This window comes from Roseospira marina (genome assembly GCF_014197855.1).
GTDB lineage: Bacteria > Pseudomonadota > Alphaproteobacteria > Rhodospirillales > Rhodospirillaceae > Rhodospira > Rhodospira marina.
In genome coordinates this window covers 144,709-164,401 of record NZ_JACIGJ010000003.1, presented here as the reverse complement: position 1 = coordinate 164,401, position 19,693 = coordinate 144,709, and the positions used below count along the sequence as shown (strand labels likewise).

Genomic DNA, 19,693 nt, shown 5'->3' with positions numbered 1-19,693 from the left:
ATTAGAGGACCACGGCGTATGCCGTTGGCTCGGGGCAAGAGACATCTCTGCGGGGCGGGACGAACACCGGACCGAGCGAGGCCCCGATCCGCTGGCATCGCCAGACGGGCGGAGCAAGCCGATGTGGCAGGTACTGAAAGCCCGCGCTCTCCACGCGACACGTGGCGGCAGGACGGGCCGGCGGGGTAGGGACGATCGCCCCGCCAATGAAACGGCACCGCGCTCCGGAATGGGGGCCGAAAGGCCTCTCTATCCGGACGGACCGAACGACTACTGGTTGGCCGTGCATCTGCGGAAGGCGTACGGGGACGTGGTGAACGAACCGCTGCCCGAGAGCTTCCAGGGATTGTTGCAGCGGCTGCGGGAGACCGATAGGGACGAAAACGGGGCCGAAACGTCTTAGCCGGCGCTTTCCTTTCCTGTTGGTCGTTCCGTCGCCCGCCCCACGCCCGGCCGGTTCGACCGAGACGATCAGCAGGAAAAGGAGGCTCGTATGTCATCCTTCAATCAGGAACTTATCGAGGCCTTGCCGCACATGCGGGCCTTCGCGCACTCGCTGACGAACGACCGGGCTCTGGCCGACGATCTGGCGCAGGAGGCGGCGACCCGAGCCCTTGCCAACAAGGACGCCTATCAGGCCGGCACGAACTTTCGCGGCTGGGTGTTCACCATCCTGCGCAACGCGTTCTACTCGGAACACCGTCGCAAATGGCGCAAAAGCGAGCAGTCCGACGAGGAGGCGATGCTGGCCTTCGGGGAGCCGAGCGGTCAGCATGCCCAATTGGAGCTGGACGACTTCAAGCGCGCGTTCGCCCATCTGCCGCATGAGCAGCGCGAGGCCATGGTGCTCGTCGGGGCCTGCGGGTTCGAGTACGAGCAGGCGGCAGAGATCGTCGGCTGCGCGCCCGGAACCATCAAAAGCCGTGTGTCCCGGGGGCGCCGGGATGTGAAGGCGTACCTTGATGGGAACGCCCTCACCGAACCGCGCGGCGCGGCTGCCCGCAGCCCGAAACAGCGTCGGATGATGGCGGAGTTTGACCGTCAGGTGGGCCTTGGCGCCGGATGAGCCTCCGAATTCCGTGATCGCTCGGGAACCCCGGCGCGGGGTGCGACGTTGGTTTCGCAAGATGCGAACTGGCCATCCGGCTTTGGGGTGGCGGGGCTCGCACCGGTCAACATCCTGAGTCACCGGAATGGAGATTCACCCATGATGATGCGAACGACTTTGGCTCTGGCCGTCGCGGCGCCGCTGGCCCTGGGAGCCTGCTCGAATATGAATCGCCAGCAGCAGAGCACCGTAAGCGGCGGTGCGATCGGCGCGGGTGCCGGTGCCCTGGGGGCTGCGATTGTGGGTGGCTCGGCGGCTGGCGGCGCGGCGCTCGGCGGTGCGGCTGGCGCGGCGGCCGGGTTCCTGAAGGAAGAGTTCAACGACTAAGGCGCGGGGGGATTCCCTCCAGCGCGTCCCTTCGCCGTGACGTGTCGGCCAGCATGCCCTTCGGGTGGACGATGCTGGCACGACATGTCGCTCCGACTTCCCTCCACCACTCGCGACCTTCACCCGGTGGCCGACGCGGCGCATGGCGCGCGTCCGGCTGCCGGCGAGTCTGGCGCAACGGAGGCCTACAATGCCGCTGAACACGATGTCTCTCACGCCGGTGGCCGCCGGCGTCGCTGTTGTCTGCCTTGGTCTGGCGTCGCCGGCTCATAGCCAGTGGGGCTTTGGCGCCGTGGATGCGATGCGGTCCGTCGACATTTCCGCCGACGCGCCCACCTTCCGCGAGCAGGCGATCCGGTACTACAAGCAGTTCAGCCTGTTCGAGGCGGATGAGATGGCGGACTGGTATGATGCCGAGTATTTCGCCGAAAAGGGGGTTGCGCTCGCGCACGGCGAGCCGATCGCGCCCGAGACCGTCGAAGACCAGGGGATCGAGCCGGGCCTTGAGCGGACCCGCCTTGAACGGGCGCGCGCCGCCCTGATCCGCGTGCTGGAGACGGACGGACCGGCCATCGCGCCCAAGGCCTCCGCGTACGCCCTGGTCAGTTACGACTGCTGGGTGGAGCAGGTGCAGGAAGGCCATCAGGCGGCGCATATTCAGGCCTGCCGCAGCCAGTTCCGCGACGCCATGACGGTGATCGCGGCCTATGACGCGGGTGCGACGCCCGATGTGGTCGCCGAGACGGTGGTGTACTTCGGGTTCGATCAGGCAACCCTGACGTCGGACGCACAGGACGCCCTGCGCGCGTTGGAAACCCAACTTGATGATCCGGATGCGGTGTCCCTGCGCGTGATCGGGCATGCCGACCGGGCGGGGCCGGCGGACTACAACCGGGATCTCTCCGAACGGCGGGCCGTGGCCGTGGCCGAGGCCCTGACGGATATGGGCCTGCGCGTCGACCAGATCGATACGCTCGCCATGGCGGGCGCGGGCGAGACGGCGCCGGCGGTGGAAACGGGCGATGGTGTGCGGGAACCCCGCAACCGGCGCGTGGTGGTGCAGGCCGTGTGGCGCGAGGCCGCAGACCATCCGGTGGCGATGGCCTCGGCCGGCGACGTGGTTCTGGAATCCGACCTCTGGTAAGGCCGCCGTCGTCCTGACATCGGTTCATCCCGTGCGATGCGCCCCGCATCGGTCCAGGCCCGTCCCTGTGTGGTGGATCCGGATCGGTGCGGGGCGGCGCGTCTCCGCCGCCCCGCACCGAGGCCCGGCGGCCCCTGACCCAGTCCATCCCACGGGGAGACCCCGTTCATGATCGACACCCTCTCGTTACCGGTGACCTTCGGCCTGTTCGGGGGCGCTGGCCTCCTCATCGCGCTGCTTGGTGTGCGCATGGCCGATCTGGCCGACCGTCTGGGCGACCGCACCGGTCTGGGGGAGGCGTTGATCGGCGGGATCCTGCTCGGGCTGGCGACGTCGCTGTCAGGCGTCGTGGTGTCCGTGACGGCGGCGGTGGACGGGCGGCCCTCGCTGGCGTTCGCCAACGCGGTCGGGGGCATCGCCGCGCAGACGGCGTTTTTGGCCATCGCGGATCTGCTGTTTCGCCGCGCCAACATGGAGCACGCCGCCGCCGAGATTGCCAGTGTGGTGCAGGCGGCGGTGCTGACGTTCATGCTTGCCTTGCCCATGCTGGCCGCGACCGGGCCGGATTTCACCCTCTGGGGTGTGCATCCGGTGTCCGTGGTGCTGGTGGTGGTTTATGTGTTGGGCATGCGCACCACCGCCCGCGTGCGCGAGGACCCGATGTGGCACCCCGTCACGACCCGCGAGACGCGCCACGACACGCCGGACGAAAGCCCGGACAGCGGCGGGGGCCCTTGGCCCCTGCTGGCCCAGTTCCTTGTGTTGGCGCTGCTTCTGGGCGTGTCGGGCTGGGTGATTTCCAAGACCGGCGGTCGGCTGGCCGACGAGTTGGGGATCTCCGAAACGGCCATCGGCGCGTTGTTGACCGCCGTGGCGACCTCGCTGCCGGAACTCATCACGACGCTGGCGGCGGTGCGGCGTGGGGCGCTGCAACTGGCCATCGGCGGCATCATCGGCGGCAACATTTTCGACGTGTTGTTCCTGTCCGCCTCGGATATCGCCTACCGGGACGGGTCGCTGTACCACGCGGTGGGCGGCGGCGACCTGTTCTGGGTCGCGTTGGGGGCAGCCATGACGGCGGTCCTGCTTCTGGGCCTGGTGGTGCGGGAGCGTCGCGGCATCGCCGGCATCGGGTTCGAGAGCGTGGCCATGCTGGGGCTGTACGGCCTGGCGATCGGCGTGCAGGCGGTGCGCTGAGCGTCGGCACGCCGGAGCGGTCGGATGCCGCGTTCCCGGATCTTGTTTTCTGGGGGGCGGCGCCGTGGCACTGTGGGGACCAGGGCACGAGGCCCGGGGCAGAACTCCTCCAAGGCACCCCACGATGTCCAGACGCGCGACCCTGAGCGATCAGATTTACGACGAGATGGTCGGACGGATCATCTCCGGCCAGTTCACGGTGGGGCAGCGGCTGCCGAGCGAGGCGGACCTATGTTCGTCCTACGCCGTCTCTCGCACGGTGGTGCGCGAGGTCCTGTTCCGCCTGCGCGAGAAGGGGTATGTGGTCTCGCGGCGCGGTGCGGGCAGTTTCGTGCAGCGGCCCACCGGTGCGTCGGCCCCGCCCACCTTCGGGCCGGTGTCCTCCATCGCCGACCTCAACCGCTGTTTCGAGTTTCGCATTTCCATGGAAGGGGAGGCGGCGTTTCTGGCCGCCGAGCGGCGCGACGCCACCACGCTGCCGACGCTGCGGCAGGCCCATCTGTCGTTTCGTGACGCCGTGGCGATGGAATCCACGGGTGGCGAAGAAGACATGGCGTTTCACCTCGCCGTGGCCGCCGCCGCCCGCAACCAGTTCTTCGGGGGCATGCTGCGGTCGATCGAGGTGCATGTCCTGTTCGGCATCAACTTGAGCCGCAACCTCGCGCCCGCCTTTGCGGAGGAACACTTGACCCGCAGCGTCGAGGAACACGCCCGCGTGCTCGACGCCATCCAGGCCGGGGACTCCACGACGGCCCGCGCGACCATGCGCGCGCACCTGATGAACGCCCGCCACCGCATTTTCGGGTCCGGCGCCGCCGCCTGATTCGCGACACCCGCCGAAGATGTCTGGTTGTCATACTTCAAGACAGATCAATGCGAACGCATTTCGATTGGTCGCACGCAGTGGCGGAAAGCCTGTAAGTTCATTAGGTGCGCCGTCGAAAGGATCATACAAATTTCGGCGGTAGTTGTGTTGTTGTAATACAGATCACGTGATTGTCATTCCGCTGACGGCGGGCTTACCATCCTCGTCATTCGTCCGGCCGGGCGTGATCACAACCGCTTCGGCAGGGCCATAAAAAGGAGGAAGCCCCATGTCCGGTGATACGCGCAAGACGACTGCCTCGCCTCCCACCGACGACCGCGTTGCGTCGCGCCGTCGGTTCCTGTCCTCCGCCGCTGTCGGTGGCGCGGCGGTGGCCGCGACCGGCCTGTCGATGCCGAGCCTCGCCACGGCCGCCGGGCAGACGCGGAACATCCGTATCCAGACCTCGTGGCAGCCCGGGACGACGGGATACAAGATTTTCGAAACCTGGTGCGCCAGTGTGAAAGAGGTGACGGGCGGCGAGTTGGCCTTTCAGCCGTTTCCGGCCGGGTCCGTCTCCGGTGATTTCCAACTGTTCGACGCCGTGCGCAACGGCGTGCTCGACGCCATGAACCTGTTCACGACCTATTGGGTCAGCCGCATGCCGGCGGCGGTGTTCCTGACCGGCTTCCCGATGGGCCCGCCGCATCCGCACCACTGGGACATGCTGTTCTACTCCTTCGGCGTCGCCGACATCGCCCGCGAGCTGTACCGCCAGCAGGGTCTGGAGTGGGTCGGCCTCGTGCATCACGACATGAACGTGATCCACTCGAAGAAGCCGATCAGCTCGCTGAAGGACTTCGAGGGCCTGAAGATCCGCATGCCCGGCGGCATCATCGCCGAATGCTTCGCGGCCATCGGCGCACGCACCACCCTGCTTCCCGGCTCCGAGGTCTATCCGGCGCTGGAGAAGGGCACCATCGACGCTGCCGACTATGTCGGGCCAGCCGTGGACTATGACCTGGGCTTCCAGCAGGTCGCCAAGTATATCGTGATGGGACCGACCTCGTCGCCCTGTCTGCATCAGGCCGTGGACCCGATGGACGTGGCCTTCAGCCGCCGCGTTTGGGATTCCCTGCGCCCGCAGATGCAGGAACTGCTCACCGACATGGTCAACGCTTACTCGCGTGTGCACTACACAGGAATCCAGGAGGCCAACGCCGCCAGTTGGGCGAAGTACGCCGAGGCCGGCGTGTCCGTCACCCGCCTGCCGGAAGAGGACGCCACGGCGTTCCGCAAGGTCTCCATTCCGCTGTGGTTCAAGTGGGCCAACGCCGATCCGATGGCCGCCCGCATCTTCCAGAAGCATCTGGCGCTGATGCAGGATCCGACCGTCGCCCTGATCGACCCGGCCGATATCGAAGGCTTCGAACTGAAGCTCTAGGCGGTCTCGCTCTGCCGCCGGCCGGCGCGGATCCACGGTCTGTGGGATCCCGCCGCCGGCGGCCTTTCCCTATCCGTTCGGATCGCGGAGGCGATCATGGTGCAGTCTGGCTTCGTCCTGCCACACTGGCTCTACTGGGGCCTGTTGGTGGCGGTTCCGCTTCTAATCATGGGGGCGGTGGCCCTGTTCCCCAGCCGCGATCATGGAACCCCGATGCCGGCGGCGGCGCCCTCGCCGGTGCCGGGCAATGCGTTCACCCGGATCATGGACCGGGTCTCCCACGTGTGCGGTGTATTCGCCAGCTACTGGACCGTCATCGCGGTCGGGTACTACGTGTTCGAGGTCACGGCGCGCTACTTCTTCAACGCCCCGACCAATTGGGCGCATGAAGCTTCGTTCCTGATGTTCGGCATGATGTACGTGATGGCGGGCGCCTACGGGCTGCTGACCCACGCCCACGTGCGCGTCGATGTGGTCTACGTCAAGCTGTCGCCCCAGGGGCAGGCGGCGATCGACGTGCTGACCTCGGTCCTGTTCCTGTTCTACATGGTCGTCTTCCTGAGCACGTCCTGGACCTTCTTCGCCCAGGCCGTGGACCAGTCGCAGTACTTCTTCGGTCAGGGCTACGGCAACGACATGTCGTCCAGCGAGTGGCGCATCAGCTACGCGCCCATCAAGGCCACCATGGTGATCGGCGCGATCCTGCTGCTGCTCCAGGGCGCCGCCCAGTTCATCAAGGATCTGCAACGCCTGTTTCTGGTCGAAGCGCCCGTGGAGGCTCGTCATGACTGATGCCCTGGCAAACACCACGCCGCGGGCGGACGTGCCCACGGCCCCCAAGCGCGGATCGCGCCGGTTCGCCTGGCTGGTCGTGCTGGGCACGGTGATCCTGGCGATCCCCGTCTTCGTGGAACTCGTCAACATCCTGTTCCTGGACCCGTATCAGGACGAGCCGTTCCTGTGGACCCTGCAGTCCAGTCTGCAAGGCGTGGATATCTCGTGGCTGTCCGTGCTGATGTTCGGCGCGCTGCTGCTGTTCCTGATGCTGGGCATGCCACTCGCCTTCGTCACGGGCAGTCTGGCGGTGGTGTTCATCTATCTGGTCGGTGACCAGTATATGCTGAACATCATCCCGTCGCGCGTCTTCCCGATGATGACGAACTACCAGCTTTCGGCCATTCCGCTGTTCATCTTCATGGCCTCGATGCTGGAGCGCGCCGGTCTCATCGACGAGATGTTCGATGTGATCTACAAGTGGCTGGGCGGCATTCGCGGCGGTCTGGCGGCGGCGGCCATCGTCGCCTCGACCATCCTGGCCGCCATGGTGGGCATCATCGCCGCCGCCGTGGTCACCATGGGCCTGATCGCCCTGCCGGCGATGCTGAAGCGCAACTACGACCACAAGATCGCCCTGGGTTCGATCATGGCCGGCGGCACGCTGGGTATCCTCATCCCGCCGTCGATCCTGGCCATCATCTACGCCGTCGTGGCGCAGGAGTCCGTGGGAGAGCTGTACGCCGGCTCGGTCGTGCCCGGCCTGCTGCTGTCCGGCTGCTATGTGCTGTATGTCACCCTGCGCTGCTGGCTGCATCCCGAGATGGGGCCGGCGCTGGACGAGCACGAGCGGGTCACGTTCGCCGAGAAGCTTGTTCTGCTGCGCAAGATGCTGGCACCGATCATCCTGATCGTCACCGTGCTGGGTGTGATCTTCACCGGCCTGGCGACCCCCGTGGAGGCCGCTGGCGTGGGCAGCCTGGGCGCCATCATCGTCGCCGCCATTCATCGCCGCTTGACCCTGGCCGGCATCAGCCAAGCCTGCATCAGCACCATGAAGCAGGTCGCCATGGTCCTGTGGATCATGTTCGGCGCCAGCATCTTCGTCGGCTTCTATGTCCTTCAGGGCGGGCAGCAGTTCGTCTCCGACATGATCCTGGGCACCGGCCTTGGGCCGTACACCATCCTGTGCATCATGATGGTGATCCTGGTCGTGCTGGGCATGTTCTTGGACTGGGTCGGCATTCTGCTTCTCGCGGTGCCCATCTTCCTGCCGATCATCACGTCGCTGGAGTTCAACGGGGTGTTCGGTCTGCCGGGCGTGCCGGGATCCGAGGTGGCCCTGTGGTTCGGCGTCATCTATCTCGTCAACATGCAGATGAGCTTCCTGTCGCCGCCCTTCGGCTACGCTATCTTCTTCCTGCGCGGCGTCACGCCGGAGGAGATCCCGACCGCGACCATCCTGAAGTCGACCCTGCCGTTCCTGGCCTTGCAGGTGGTGGTCCTGACCCTCTGCGTGCTGTTCCCGCGGTTGGTGCTCTGGCTGCCGGAGCTGGCCTACGGGTCCGGTCTGTAGGGCGCCCGGGGAAGGAGGGTCGACGATGACGAAGGTGGTTCTGGCCCCCAACGCTCTCAAGGAAAGCCTGAGCGCCGCCCAGGCGGCGGCGGCCATGGCCGAGGGCGTGCGGCGGGTCTGGCCCGACGCCGAGACCGTCCCCCTGCCCATCGCGGACGGGGGCGACGGCCTCGCCGAGGTGGCCCGCGAGGCCATGGGCGGGCGGATGGAGCGGGTCGCGGTGCCCGGTCCGCTCGGCGAAACGGTGGAGGCCGCCTACTGTCTCGTGCCCGACCGCCGACTGGCGGTGGTGGAGATGGCGGCGGCCAGCGGTCTGGCGTTGGTGCCGCCGTCCCAGCGCAACCCATTGCGGACGTCGAGCCAGGGCACGGGCGCGCTGATCGCCGCCGCGCTCGACCGTGGGATTGAGCATCTCGTGGTCGGGATCGGGGGCAGTGCCACCAACGAGGGCGGGATCGGCATGGCCGCCGCCCTCGGCGTCCGCTTCCTGGATGCGGCCGGGCAGCCGCTGGAGCCGGTGGGCGCCAGCCTGTCCGCGATTGAGAGCGTGGACGTCTCGGGTCTGGACCCGCGCCTGCAGGACCTGCGGATCGAAGTGGTCTGCGACGTCGACAATCCCTTGTTGGGGCCGAACGGGGCCTCGGCGGTCTACGGCCCGCAAAAGGGGGCGGACCCGGAGATGGTCGCAACCCTCGACGCCGGTCTGGCGCATCTCGCCGATGTGGCGGCGCGGGACCTGGGCGTGGACGTGCGCGATGAACCCGGCGCGGGCGCGGCCGGTGGCCTGGGCATGGGCCTGCGGGTGTTCCTGGGCGCGACGCTCAAGCCGGGGGCCGAGCTGGTGTTGGACTTGGTCGGCTTCGATGCCGCGCTGGACGGGGCCGCGCTGGTGCTGACCGCCGAAGGGCGGGTCGATGCCTCGACGGCCTACGCCAAGGCGCCCGCCGCCGCCGCCCGCCGCGCCCGCGCGCGCGGCATTCCCTGCCTCTGTCTGGCGGGCAGCCGCGCGGACGATCTGTCCGCCGTGCATGCGGCCGGACTGGAGGCTGTGTTTCCCATCGTGCCGGGGCCGATGACGCTGGAGGCCGCCATGGCCGAAGCGGGGCGGCTGATGACGGACACGGTGGAACAGATGGTTCGCGTCCTGGCGGTGGGTGCCCGGATCCGGACGGAACCCGGCGCCCGATCCTGAGCGCCCCATCCTGAGCGTCAAGTCCCCCCGAGACAGGGGGACGCACGATCCCAATCGGAGGTGAGGTCATGCGCATCGAACTGCTGTACGGTAAGGCAACGGTGCCGCTGGACCTGCCCGACACCTGGGACGTGACGGTGATCGAAAAGGCCGCCATGCCGGTGCTGGCCGATCCGGTCGGCGCGGTCGAGCGCGTGTTGGGGCAGCCCACCGGCGCCGCTCCGCTGATCGAAAGCGCGCGCGGTGCCCGCACCGCCTGCATCCTGATCTGCGATGTCACTCGCCCGGTGCCCAACGGGCTCTTGTTGCCGCCCCTTGTGCGGACGCTGTTGGACGCTGGCGTCCCGGCGGACGGCATCACGATCCTGGTGGCGACCGGGTTGCATCGCCCGAACCTCGACGACGAACTGGCCGAGGTGGTGGGCGACCCCTGGGTCCTGGAGACGGTGCGGGTCGAGAACCACTTCGCCCTGGACGACGACGCCCATGTGGATCTGGGGCCGACGGCCCATGGCACGCCGGTGCGCATCGACCGCCGCTTCGTCGAGGCCGATGTGCGCATCGCGACCGGGCTGGTGGAGCCGCACTTCATGGCCGGCTGGTCCGGGGGCCGCAAGGTGATCGCCCCCGGCGTGGCGCACCGGGACACGATCACGACGTTTCACAATCACGCCTTCATGGCGCACCCGCGTGCGGCGAACTGCGTTCTGGACGGCAACCCGCTGCACCGGGAGCAACTGGCGATCGTGGAGAAGGTGGGCGGCGCTCTGGCGCTCAACGTGGTGATCGATGACCACCGCCGGCCCTGCACCGTGACCTACGGCGAGATCGTCGAAAGCCATCTGAAGGCCGTGGACTTCGTGCGCGCCTACGCGGCCGTCTCGGTGCCGCGTCGGTTCCACACCGTGGTGACCTCGGCGGCGGGCTATCCGCTCGACAAGACGTACTATCAGACCGTCAAGGGCATGGTCGGGCCGCTGGACATCCTGGAGGAGGGCGGCGACCTCATCATCGCCTCGGATTGCAGCGAGGGCATGGGCTCGGGCGCCTATGTGGAGGCGCAGCGCCGCCTGCTCGACCGTGGCGTGGACGGCTTCCTGGAGGATATCGCCCGCAAGGACTTCGCCGACATCGATGAGTGGCAGACCCAGATGCAGATCCGCACCATGCGACGCGGCACCATTCGATTGTACGCGCCCCGGCTGGGCGACGCTCTGGAGTTGACAGGGGTGGAGAGCGTGCCCGACCTGACCGCCGCCGTGCACGCCAGTGTGGCGCGCCACGGGGATACGTCGGTGGCCGTGGTGCCGGAGGGGCCGTATGTGATCCCGGTGCTGGGGGGTGCCGCGTGACGGAGTCCGTGACGAGCCCGACGCGGCACATCCATCTCGATCCGGTCGGTGGCGTGGCCGGCGACATGCTGATCGCTGCCCTGCTGGACGCTTTCCCGGAACACGAGTCCGCCATGCGCGCGGCGGTGGCCGCCGCCGGTCTGCCCGAGGGGTGGGTTTTGCACGTTGAGGCGTACGGCGACGGCGTGCTGACCGGGCGGCGCTTTCAGGTGCGGGGACCGGAGATGGCCGCCGAGTCGGAGCATGCCGACCATCACCACCATCATCATCACGCTCATGGGCATGCTCACGCGCATACCCATGGTCATGCCCATGCGGAGGCACACGCCCACACGCACACCCGCGCGCACACCCACGCGCACACCGAGACTCATGCACACACGCACGCGACGGGCCGCTGGGCGGACATCCGGGCCCGGCTGGAAGCCGCGCCCTTGGCGGCGGGCGTGCGCGCGCGGGCCATTGCGATTTTCACGCTGATTGCCGAAGCCGAAGCACGGGTGCACGGCAAGGCGGTCGAAGATGTGAGCTTTCACGAGATCGCCGATTGGGACTCCATCGCCGACGTGGTCGGCGCCGCGGCGGTGATCGAGGCGCTGGGACCGACCACATGGTCTCTGGCACCCTTGCCGCTGGGCAGCGGTTTGGTGAACACCGCGCACGGACCGGTGCCGGTGCCTGCACCCGCGACGGCGTTGCTGCTGGCGGGCCTGCCGGTGATCGACGACGGCATCGATGGGGAGCGCGTGACGCCCACGGGCGCCGCGCTGATGCGGCATCTGGCGCCCACGTCGATGCGGCCCGCCGGGTTGCTCACGATCAGCGGTGTCGGAACCGGGTTCGGCACCCGGCGCCTTCCGGGCCGCAGCAATGTTCTGCGTGCGCTGGTGCTGGAGCGCGAGGCTGGGGACCAGACCGACGCGCCGGCTCTGCCGACCGACCGCGTGGCCGTGCTGACCTTCGAGGTCGACGACCAGTCGCCGGAGGATCTGGCGTTGGGCCTCGACCACCTGCGCCGCACGACCGGTGTCCTGGACGTGCTGCAAGCGCCCGCCTATCTGAAGAAGGGCCGGCTGGCGACTCAGGTGCAGGTGCTCTGCCGGCCCGAAACGTACGCCGACGTCGTTTCCGCTTGCCTGCATGAGACGACGACGCTGGGGGTGCGGCACCAGATCATGGATCGCACCATCCTGGCGCGCCGCGCGCGCGGCACCTCGGTCGGGCCGGTGAAAGTGGCGGCTCGGCCCGGCGGGGTGTCCTCCGTCAAGCTGGAGGCGGACGCGCTGGCCGGTATCAGCGGGGCCAGCCATCGGGCGCGCCACCGCCACACGGCGGGAGCTGAGGCGTTGAGCGATGTGGATGACAAGGAGGAGCCCCTATGACTCGAGACGGCGCCCCTGTTCCGCACGCTCTCGCGACGGTGCTTCGGGCCGTGTCGCCCTGCGCCGTGGCGGTCAGCGGGGGCGTGGACAGCCTGACCCTGGCGGCGGCGGCGGCCCGGGTGGGCGTCGATCTGTTGTGCGTGCATGCGACCTCACCGGCGGTGCCGGCGGAGGCCACGGCCCGCACCCGCGCCTTGGCGGCGGCGCACGGCTGGTCCCTGATCGTGCTGGACTCCGGGGAATTCGCCGATCCGCGCTACCGCCGGAACGGCGCCGACCGCTGCTATATCTGCAAGGGCCATCTGTACGATGCGGCCGCGCACGCCGCGCCCGGGCGGACGATCCTATCCGGCACCAACTTCGATGACCTGAACGACATCCGCCCTGGCCTGACGGCGGCCGGGGAACGCGGCGTGCGTCACCCCTTCGTCGAGGCCGGCCTGGACAAGGCGGCCGTGCGGGCCCTGGCCGCCGCGCTTGGCCTGGGGGACGTGGCGACGCTGCCGGCGGCGCCGTGCCTGTCGAGCCGGATCGAGACCGGTTTGCGGGTCGAGGCCGAAGACCTCGCCCTAGCCCATACGGTCGAGGGCTGGATCCGCGACTGGCTGCGGCCGCAAACGGTGCGCTGCCGGGTGCGCCGCGCGGGCCTGGTGGTGGAGCTGGACGCGGCGGCGCTGGATGCGCTGGATGTCGGCGGGCGCACGGCCTTGCTGGCCGGGCTGCGGGTGCGGGCGCCGGGACGTCCGGTCACCCTGGCGCGCTACGCCATGGGCAGTGCCGCCCATCCCGCGCTGAAGGCCGCCGAGTAATGCCGGACGTTCGGTTCGATGCCGACCGGGTGCGCCGCATCGGGCTGCCGGAGGCGGTGTTCTGCACCGGCAAAACCCCCATCCAGATCGCCACGGCGACCGGGGCCGCGCGGGCGGCGCACGGCCGCTGCCTGCTGACGCGCCTGGACGCCGCCGCGCGGGCCGCGCTGCCCCAGGATCTGCGCGAGGCGCTGGACTACGATCCCCTGTCGCGCACGGCGGTGTTGGGAGACATGCCATCAGCGGACGCGACGGATCCCGTGGCGATCGTCACCGGGGGGACGGCCGATCTCGCGGTGGCGACGGAGGCCCTGCGCACCCTGCGCTTTTCCGGCTGCCCCGCCGTGCTGTACGCGGATGTCGGGGTGGCGGGCCTCTGGCGCCTGATGGAAATCCGGGAGTCCCTGGCCGCCTTCTCGACCGTGATTCTGGTGGCCGGCATGGAAGGCGCGCTGTTCACGGTGGCGGGCGGGCTGCTCCCCGGCCTGCTGATCGCCGTGCCGACATCCGTGGGCTATGGCGTGGCGGCGGGCGGTCAGGTCGCCCTGAACGCCGCGCTGTCAAGCTGCGCGCCCGGCCTGTTGGTGACCAACATCGACAACGGTTATGGCGCCGCCTGCGCCGCCCTGCGGGCGCGTGGCGCCCGCTCTTGACGGTTCTTCGGGCGCGCGCCCGCTTCTGACGGTTCTTCGGGCGCGTGGCGCCCGACCCTGAGGGAGGGCCCCGTAAGCCGGTCCTTACGCTGGGCGTGTCGCATCCCCCAGCGCGGCCGCCATCAGCGCCTTTGTGTAGTCCTGCTCCGGGGCGTCCAGGATTTGCGCCGCCGGGCCGGATTCCACCACCACGCCGTTCTTCATGACCAGGATATCATCGGCCAGGGCGCGCACGACCCGCAGGTCGTGGCTGATGAACAGGTACGCCAGCCGGTGCCGGTCCTGCAAATCGCGCAGCAGGTCCACGATCTGCGCCTGCACCGAGACATCGAGCGCGCTGGTCGGCTCGTCGAGCACCAGGAAGCGCGGTTTCAACGCCAGGGCGCGGGCGATGGCGATGCGCTGGCGCTGCCCGCCGGAGAACTCGTGCGGGAAGCGGTGGCGCGTGTCCGGGTCCAGGCCGACCTCGGTCAGGGCCTCCACCACCATGGCCTCGCGTTCGGCGCGGTCGCCGATCCTGTGCACCTCCAGGCCCTCGCCGACGATCTGCCCGATCGACAGGCGCGGACTCAGGGAGCCGAAGGGGTCCTGGAACACGACCTGCATGCGCCGGCGCAGCGGCCGCAGGGCGCGCGACTTCAGGCCGTCGATGCGGGTGCCCTCGAACGTGATCGGTCCGTCGGAGGAGATCAGCCGCAACAGCGCGAGGCCGAGCGTGGTTTTGCCGGAGCCGCTTTCGCCCACAACGCCGACGGTGTGGCCCTCCTTCACCGTCAGGGTCACGCCGTCCACGGCCTTCACATGGCCGACGGTGCGGCGGATGACGCCCGTCTTGATCGGAAAGTGGACCTTCAAGGCCTCCGTCGTCACCACCGTTTCGGCATTCGGACGCGGCGGACGCGGGGAGCCCGACGGCTCGGCGGCCATCAGGGCGCGGGTGTAGGGGTGCTCCGGCGCGGTGAACAGGCGGACGACCGGCCCGCGCTCCACGATCACGCCGTCCTTCATCACACAGACCGTATCGGCGATGCGGCGCACGATGCTGAGGTCGTGGGTGATGAACAGCAGCGCCATCCCGAAGCGGTCGCGCAGGTCCGCCAGCAGGTCGAGAATCTGCGCCTGAATGGTCACGTCGAGCGCGGTGGTGGGCTCGTCGGCAATCAGCAGGTCGGGTTCGTTGGCGAGCGCCATGGCGATCATCACGCGCTGGCGCTGGCCGCCGGACAATTCGTGGGGCAGGGCGCCCAGGCGGTCGGTGGCGTCCGCGAGCCCGACCAGGCCCATCAACTCCCGGATGCGGTCGCGGGCGGCCCGCCCGGTCAGGCCTTTGTGCACGGCCAGGATCTCGCCGATCTGCTTTTCGATCGAATGCAGCGGGTTCAGCGAGGTCATGGGCTCCTGAAAGATCATGGCCGCCGTGCCGCCGCGCATCTGGCGCAGGGTCGCGTCCGGGGCGGTCATCATCTCCGTGCCGCCCAAGCGGATGGAGCCGGACGGGTGCCGCGCCAGCGGGTAGGGCAGCAGGCGCAGCACCGACAGGGCGGACACCGACTTGCCGGAGCCGCTTTCGCCCACCAGGGCCAGGGTCTCGCCGCGCCGGATGGCGAAGGAGACACCCTTGACCGCCTCCACCGTCCGCGGCGGCTGGCCGAAGGTGACCGCCAGATCCCGGACCTCCAGCACGGTCTCGTTCGTACGGGGCTGCGCCATCAGTGCGTCCCCTTGCGCGGATCGAAGGCGTCGCGCACCGCCTCGCCGATGAACACCAGCAGGCTGAGCATGATGGAGATGACCAGGAAGGCGGCGATGCCGAGCCAGGGCGCTTGCAGGTTGTCCTTGCCCTGGCGCAGCAGATCGCCCAGCGACGGCGAGCCCGGTGGCAGCCCAAGCCCCAGGAAGTCCAGCGAGGTCAACGCGACCAGGGAGCCGGCCAGGATGAACGGCAGGAAGGTCAGGGTGGCCACCATGGCGTTGGGCAGCACATGCTTGACCATCACCAGACCGTCGGACATGCCCAGCGCTTTGGCGGCGCGCACGTAATCGAAATTGCGGGCACGCAGGAACTCGGCGCGCACCAGGCCGACCAGGGTGGTCCAGGAGAACAGCATCAGCACGATGAGCAGGGTCCAAAAGCCGGGCACGAGCACCGACGAGACGATGATGAGAATGAACAGTTGGGGCAGGCCGGACCAGATCTCGATGAAGCGTTGGAAGAACAGGTCCAGCAGGCCGCCGAAATAGCCCTGCACCGCGCCGGCGGCCACGCCGATGACGGAGGACAGGACCGTCAGCGCCAGCCCAAACAGCACCGACAGCCGGAAGCCGTACAGCAGGCGCGCGAACAGGTCGCGGCCCTGGTCGTCGGTGCCCAGGATGTTCTCGGCACTCGGCGGGGCCGGGGCGGGCGTGGAAAGCTGCTGGTTGACGGTCTGGTACGAGAATTCGACCAGCGGCCAGACCATGAACCCTTTCTCCTGGATCAGGTCGGCGACGAACGGGTCGCGGTAGGCCGCCGGGGTCGGAAAGTCGCCGCCGAACGTCGTTTCCGGATAGTCGACCACGACCGGAAAATAGGGCGCGCCGTCGTACCAGACCAACAGGGGCCGGTCGTTGGCGATCAACTCGGCGAACAGGCTGGCGCCGAATATCAGCAGGAAGATCCACAGGGACCAGAACCCCCGGCGGTTGGCCCGAAAGTTGGCGAACCGGCGGCGCCAGATCGGGTTCGGGCCCCGACGCTGCGGCGTCTCGGATGGGGTGCCGGTGTCGGAGGCGGAAAGCAGGCCGCTGTCAGTCATGCGCGGTCAGACCTCCCGGCTTTCAAAGTCGATGCGCGGGTCGATGACATGATAGGTCACGTCGGAGATCAGGTTCAGCACAAGGCCCAGCAGCCCGAAGACGTACAGGGTGCCGAACATCACCGGATAGTCCCGGTTGATGACGGATTCAAAACCCAGCAGACCCAAACCATCCAGGCTGAAGATCACTTCGATCAGCAGGGAGCCGGTGAACAGCATACCCACCAGCGCGGCGGGGAACCCGGCTACCACCAACAGCATGGCGTTGCGGAAGATGTGGCCGTAGAGAATGCGCCGCTCCGTCAGGCCCTTGGCGCGGGCGGTGACCACGTACTGCTTGTTGATCTCCTCCAGGAAGGAGTTCTTGGTCAGCATGGTCAGGCTGGCGAACCCGCCGATCACCATCGCCGTCACCGGCAGCACCAGATGCCAAGCGTAGTCCGCGACCTTACCGAGCGGGGACAGGTCCGCCCAGTTCTCCGACGTCAGCCCACGCAGCGGGAACAGATCGAACACGCCGCCGTGGGCGAACAGGATGATGAGCAGGATGGCGAACAGGAAGGCCGGCACGGCGTAGCCGACGATGACGATCCAACTCGTGACCATGTCGAAGCGGGTGCCGTCCCGCACCGCCTTGCCGATGCCGAGCGGGATGGAGACCAGATAGATGATCAGCGTGCTCCACACCCCCAGGGAGACGGAGACCGGCATCTTCTCCCAGATCAGGGCCATGACGCCGGTGCTGCGGTAATAGCTCTCCCCCAGATCGAAGGTGGCGTAGTCCTTGAGCATCTTCAGGTAGCGCTCGTGGATCGGCTTATCGAACCCGAACTGTTTTTCGATCTCCGCGATGAAGGCGGGGTCCAGACCGCGGGCTCCGGCATAGGCGCTGCCGTCGCCGCCGCCCCCTCCGGATACTCCCCCGTTTCCGCCGCCGCCCATATCGCCGCCGCCGCCGGAGAAGGCGGCCGTCGCGCTGACGTCGGAGCCCTGAATCTGGGCCAGCATCTGCTCCACCGGGCCGCCGGGGGCGATCTGCACGATGAAGAAGTTGACGGTGATGATGCCCAGCAGCGTCAAGGGAATCAGCAGCAGGCGGCGGATGATATAGGCCAGCATGATCGGCGTTCCGCCCTTAACGGTCGGTCAGTACGCCAGCGGCGCGCAGGGCGGCATCCTTCTCCGGGTCGATCCACCACGTCATCACGCTGGCGCCGCTGTCGGGCGTAATCTCCGGCATGCCGAAGCGGTTCCAATAGACGAACCGGTCGGCCTCTGAGTGGTACATGGGCACAAGGTAGAAGGTCCATTGCAACACCCGGTCGAGGGCATGGACGGCGGTCACCAGGTCCTCGCGGCTGTCGGCGCGGACGATATCGTCGATCAGGGCGTCCACCACGGGGCTGGAGACACCGGTAAGGTTGCGGCTGCCCTCCACGTTGGCCGTGTCGCGGCTCCAGAATTCGCGCTGCTCGTTGCCCGGGCTGTCCGACTGCGCCCAGATCTCGGCGATCATGTCGAAGTCGAAGCTGTTGATGCGGTTGGTGTACTGCGCCGTGTCGACCACCCGCACGTCGACGTCGGCGCCCAGCCGCTTCAGGTTCTGCACATAGGGCAGGGTCACCCGCTCCAGCGACGGGTTGTCCAGCAGGATCTGGAAGCGCAGGGTGTCGCCCCGCTCCGTCTGGGTCATGACCCCGTCCTTCATCTCCCAACCGGCCTTGTTCAGGATGGTGAGCGCGGTGCGCAGGTTCTGACGGATTTCGCCCGGTGCCGGGACCGAGGGTGGATTGTATTCTTCGGTGAACAGGCGCGGCGGCAACTGGTCGCGGTAGGGTTCCAGCAGCGCCAGTTCATCGCCCTCCGGCACGCCGGTCGCGGCCAGTTCGCTGTTGTCGAAGTTGCTGCGGGTGCGGGCGTAGGCGTCGTAAAACAAGTTTTGGTTGGCCCAGGCGAAATCGAAGGCATAGGCCAGCGCTTCCCGCACGGCCGGGTCGTTGAAGGGCGGCCGACGCATGTTCATGACATAGCCCTGGGTGGGTGCGACCCGGCTGTGTTTAAAGGCATGCTGGATCAGCAGGCCCTTGTTTTTGTTCTCGCCCTCATAGGCCGTGGCCCAGTTCTTGGCGATGTTCTCGGAGCGGAAGTCGTATTCGCCGGCCTTCAGCGCCTCCACCGCCACGGTGAAATCCCGGTAGTAGTCGTACTGGATGGCATCGAAATTATACATCCCAACCATGACCGGCAGGTCGGCGCCCCAGTAGTCCTTGACCCGCTCGTAGCGGATATACCGGCCCGGCTCGAACGCGGCGACCCGGTAGGGGCCACTGCCCACCGGCGGCTCCAGAGTGGTGTCGCTGAAGGTCCGGTCTTCCCAGGCGTGTTTCGGCAGCACCGGCAACTGGCCGAGCACCAGCGGCAGCTCGCGGTTCCGGTTGGTCGAGAATGTGAACTTCACGGTGTGGTCGTCCAGGGCGACTGCCTCGGACACGTCGGCGTAGTAGAACCGGTACAGGGGGGCGCCCTCGGTGCGCAGGATGTCGAAGCTGAACAGCACATCCTCGGCCGTGATGGGGTGACCGTCGTGAAACCGTGCCTTCGGATTCAGCCGGAAGATGGCCCAGGAGCGATCGTTCGGGGTCTCCACGCTCTCGGCGACCAGCCCGTAATGGCTGAACGGCTCGTCCGACGATGCCACCATCAGCGTGTCGTAGACCAACCCCAGGCCGATGGCCGGTCGGCCCTTGATGATGAAGGGGTTCAGACTGTCGTAACTGCCCACCCAGGCCAGCTTGAGCGTTCCACCCTTGGGCGCCTCCGGGTTGACGTAGTCGAAGTGCGTGAACTCCGGCCCGTATTTGGGCGCCCCGTGCATCGCGATGGCGTGGCTGGGCGCGGCAAGGGCGTGGGGGGCGGACAGACCCAGCAGGAGGATGAGGGGCAGGGCGGACAGGCGGGCGAACAGGCCACGTCGACGCATGGGGGCACTCCGGTCGGGATGCGGGCACGAACGTTCTCGGGGAGCGCCGCGTGGACCCTCCCCGAGAGGTCTCCTGAGAGATAGTGCGGACGTTGCGTGGCACGATCAAGGCACGGCGCCCGAATCCGCGTCCGCACGGCGGAGGCGGAAAA

18 protein-coding genes are annotated in these 19,693 nt (G+C 68.1%); 14 read left to right on the top strand and 4 right to left on the bottom strand.

Features of this window, described 5'->3' with window-relative positions:
* Nucleotides 1–121: 121 nt before the first annotated feature.
* The 14 genes from GGD82_RS21545 to larB all read left to right on the top strand — a co-directional run bounded on the left by GGD82_RS21545 (nucleotide 122) and on the right by larB (nucleotide 13,763).
* The gene (locus GGD82_RS21545) at nucleotides 122–403 is read left to right on the top strand and encodes a NepR family anti-sigma factor (RefSeq protein ID WP_375782115.1); all 282 of its coding nucleotides are present in this window, start codon (nucleotides 122–124) and stop codon (nucleotides 401–403) included.
* Nucleotides 404–493: 90 nt separating this feature from the next.
* Nucleotides 494–1,066, top strand: a complete 573-nt coding sequence (locus GGD82_RS05155; protein WP_150061915.1) for a sigma-70 family RNA polymerase sigma factor — start codon at nucleotides 494–496, stop codon at nucleotides 1,064–1,066.
* 141 nt (nucleotides 1,067–1,207) lie between these two features.
* A complete protein-coding gene (locus tag GGD82_RS05150; RefSeq protein ID WP_211364737.1) occupies nucleotides 1,208–1,435 on the top strand; it encodes a YMGG-like glycine zipper-containing protein in 228 nt (75 codons plus the stop codon).
* A gap of 190 nt (nucleotides 1,436–1,625) precedes the next feature.
* Nucleotides 1,626–2,579, top strand: coding sequence for an OmpA family protein (locus GGD82_RS05145; RefSeq protein WP_170284242.1), 954 nt, complete (start codon nucleotides 1,626–1,628; stop codon nucleotides 2,577–2,579).
* A gap of 168 nt (nucleotides 2,580–2,747) precedes the next feature.
* A complete protein-coding gene (locus GGD82_RS05140; protein ID WP_150061917.1) occupies nucleotides 2,748–3,776 on the top strand; it encodes a sodium:calcium antiporter in 1,029 nt (342 codons plus the stop codon).
* A 124-nt stretch (nucleotides 3,777–3,900) separates the two neighbouring features.
* Nucleotides 3,901–4,599, top strand: coding sequence for a FadR/GntR family transcriptional regulator (locus GGD82_RS05135; protein WP_150061918.1), 699 nt, complete (start codon nucleotides 3,901–3,903; stop codon nucleotides 4,597–4,599).
* A gap of 271 nt (nucleotides 4,600–4,870) precedes the next feature.
* The gene (dctP, locus tag GGD82_RS05130) at nucleotides 4,871–6,025 is read left to right on the top strand and encodes a TRAP transporter substrate-binding protein DctP (protein WP_150061919.1); all 1,155 of its coding nucleotides are present in this window, start codon (nucleotides 4,871–4,873) and stop codon (nucleotides 6,023–6,025) included.
* Nucleotides 6,026–6,121: 96 nt separating this feature from the next.
* The gene (locus tag GGD82_RS05125) at nucleotides 6,122–6,817 is read left to right on the top strand and encodes a TRAP transporter small permease subunit (RefSeq protein ID WP_150061920.1); all 696 of its coding nucleotides are present in this window, start codon (nucleotides 6,122–6,124) and stop codon (nucleotides 6,815–6,817) included.
* Nucleotides 6,810–8,375: a TRAP transporter large permease gene (locus GGD82_RS05120; RefSeq protein ID WP_150061921.1), complete on the top strand. Its 1,566-nt coding sequence runs from the start codon at nucleotides 6,810–6,812 to the stop codon at nucleotides 8,373–8,375. The genes GGD82_RS05125 and GGD82_RS05120 overlap by 8 nt, the downstream gene beginning before the upstream one ends.
* A 25-nt stretch (nucleotides 8,376–8,400) precedes the next feature.
* Nucleotides 8,401–9,567, top strand: a complete 1,167-nt coding sequence (locus GGD82_RS05115; protein WP_150061922.1) for a glycerate kinase — start codon at nucleotides 8,401–8,403, stop codon at nucleotides 9,565–9,567.
* Between the two features lie 68 nt (nucleotides 9,568–9,635).
* Entirely contained in the window at nucleotides 9,636–10,919 is a 1,284-nt protein-coding gene (locus GGD82_RS05110) for a nickel-dependent lactate racemase family protein (RefSeq protein WP_150061923.1), read from the top strand.
* Complete coding sequence (gene larC, locus GGD82_RS05105) at nucleotides 10,916–12,301, top strand: nickel pincer cofactor biosynthesis protein LarC (protein WP_221240721.1); 1,386 nt, start codon at nucleotides 10,916–10,918, stop codon at nucleotides 12,299–12,301. Before GGD82_RS05110 ends, larC begins: the two co-directional genes overlap by 4 nt.
* Nucleotides 12,298–13,110: an ATP-dependent sacrificial sulfur transferase LarE gene (larE, locus tag GGD82_RS05100; RefSeq protein WP_150061924.1), complete on the top strand. Its 813-nt coding sequence runs from the start codon at nucleotides 12,298–12,300 to the stop codon at nucleotides 13,108–13,110. Before larC ends, larE begins: the two co-directional genes overlap by 4 nt.
* Complete coding sequence (gene larB, locus GGD82_RS05095; protein ID WP_150061925.1) at nucleotides 13,110–13,763, top strand: nickel pincer cofactor biosynthesis protein LarB; 654 nt, start codon at nucleotides 13,110–13,112, stop codon at nucleotides 13,761–13,763. Before larE ends, larB begins: the two co-directional genes overlap by 1 nt.
* Before the next feature lie 84 nt (nucleotides 13,764–13,847).
* On the opposite strand, the gene GGD82_RS05090 is transcribed toward larB, so the two are convergent.
* Genes GGD82_RS05090 through GGD82_RS05075 form a run of 4 tightly spaced genes read right to left on the bottom strand, consistent with a single transcriptional unit; the run spans nucleotide 13,848 to nucleotide 19,541 of the window.
* Entirely contained in the window at nucleotides 13,848–15,473 is a 1,626-nt protein-coding gene (locus tag GGD82_RS05090; protein ID WP_150061926.1) for an ABC transporter ATP-binding protein, read from the bottom strand.
* Nucleotides 15,473–16,561, bottom strand: a complete 1,089-nt coding sequence (locus GGD82_RS05085; RefSeq protein ID WP_150061927.1) for an ABC transporter permease — start codon at nucleotides 16,559–16,561, stop codon at nucleotides 15,473–15,475. The genes GGD82_RS05090 and GGD82_RS05085 overlap by 1 nt, the downstream gene beginning before the upstream one ends.
* A 6-nt stretch (nucleotides 16,562–16,567) precedes the next feature.
* Nucleotides 16,568–17,680 (bottom strand): microcin C ABC transporter permease YejB, encoded by a 1,113-nt coding sequence (locus GGD82_RS05080; protein ID WP_150061928.1) that lies wholly within the window; start codon nucleotides 17,678–17,680, stop codon nucleotides 16,568–16,570.
* A 16-nt stretch (nucleotides 17,681–17,696) separates the two neighbouring features.
* Nucleotides 17,697–19,541, bottom strand: coding sequence for an extracellular solute-binding protein (locus tag GGD82_RS05075; RefSeq protein ID WP_150061929.1), 1,845 nt, complete (start codon nucleotides 19,539–19,541; stop codon nucleotides 17,697–17,699).
* Nucleotides 19,542–19,693 lie beyond the last annotated feature (152 nt).

Coding starts and splice junctions, on each gene's coding strand:
- GGD82_RS21545 (WP_375782115.1), top strand. CDS start 122: ATGTGGCAGGTACTGAAAGCCCGCGCTCTCCACGCGACACGTGGCGGC.
- GGD82_RS05155 (WP_150061915.1), top strand. CDS start 494: ATGTCATCCTTCAATCAGGAACTTATCGAGGCCTTGCCGCACATGCGG.
- GGD82_RS05150 (WP_211364737.1), top strand. CDS start 1,208: ATGATGATGCGAACGACTTTGGCTCTGGCCGTCGCGGCGCCGCTGGCC.
- GGD82_RS05145 (WP_170284242.1), top strand. CDS start 1,626: ATGCCGCTGAACACGATGTCTCTCACGCCGGTGGCCGCCGGCGTCGCT.
- GGD82_RS05140 (WP_150061917.1), top strand. CDS start 2,748: ATGATCGACACCCTCTCGTTACCGGTGACCTTCGGCCTGTTCGGGGGC.
- GGD82_RS05135 (WP_150061918.1), top strand. CDS start 3,901: ATGTCCAGACGCGCGACCCTGAGCGATCAGATTTACGACGAGATGGTC.
- dctP (WP_150061919.1), top strand. CDS start 4,871: ATGTCCGGTGATACGCGCAAGACGACTGCCTCGCCTCCCACCGACGAC.
- GGD82_RS05125 (WP_150061920.1), top strand. CDS start 6,122: ATGGTGCAGTCTGGCTTCGTCCTGCCACACTGGCTCTACTGGGGCCTG.
- GGD82_RS05120 (WP_150061921.1), top strand. CDS start 6,810: ATGACTGATGCCCTGGCAAACACCACGCCGCGGGCGGACGTGCCCACG.
- GGD82_RS05115 (WP_150061922.1), top strand. CDS start 8,401: ATGACGAAGGTGGTTCTGGCCCCCAACGCTCTCAAGGAAAGCCTGAGC.
- GGD82_RS05110 (WP_150061923.1), top strand. CDS start 9,636: ATGCGCATCGAACTGCTGTACGGTAAGGCAACGGTGCCGCTGGACCTG.
- larE (WP_150061924.1), top strand. CDS start 12,298: ATGACTCGAGACGGCGCCCCTGTTCCGCACGCTCTCGCGACGGTGCTT.
- larB (WP_150061925.1), top strand. CDS start 13,110: ATGCCGGACGTTCGGTTCGATGCCGACCGGGTGCGCCGCATCGGGCTG.
- GGD82_RS05090 (WP_150061926.1), bottom strand. CDS start 15,473: ATGGCGCAGCCCCGTACGAACGAGACCGTGCTGGAGGTCCGGGATCTG.
- GGD82_RS05085 (WP_150061927.1), bottom strand. CDS start 16,561: ATGACTGACAGCGGCCTGCTTTCCGCCTCCGACACCGGCACCCCATCC.
- GGD82_RS05080 (WP_150061928.1), bottom strand. CDS start 17,680: ATGCTGGCCTATATCATCCGCCGCCTGCTGCTGATTCCCTTGACGCTG.
- GGD82_RS05075 (WP_150061929.1), bottom strand. CDS start 19,541: ATGCGTCGACGTGGCCTGTTCGCCCGCCTGTCCGCCCTGCCCCTCATC.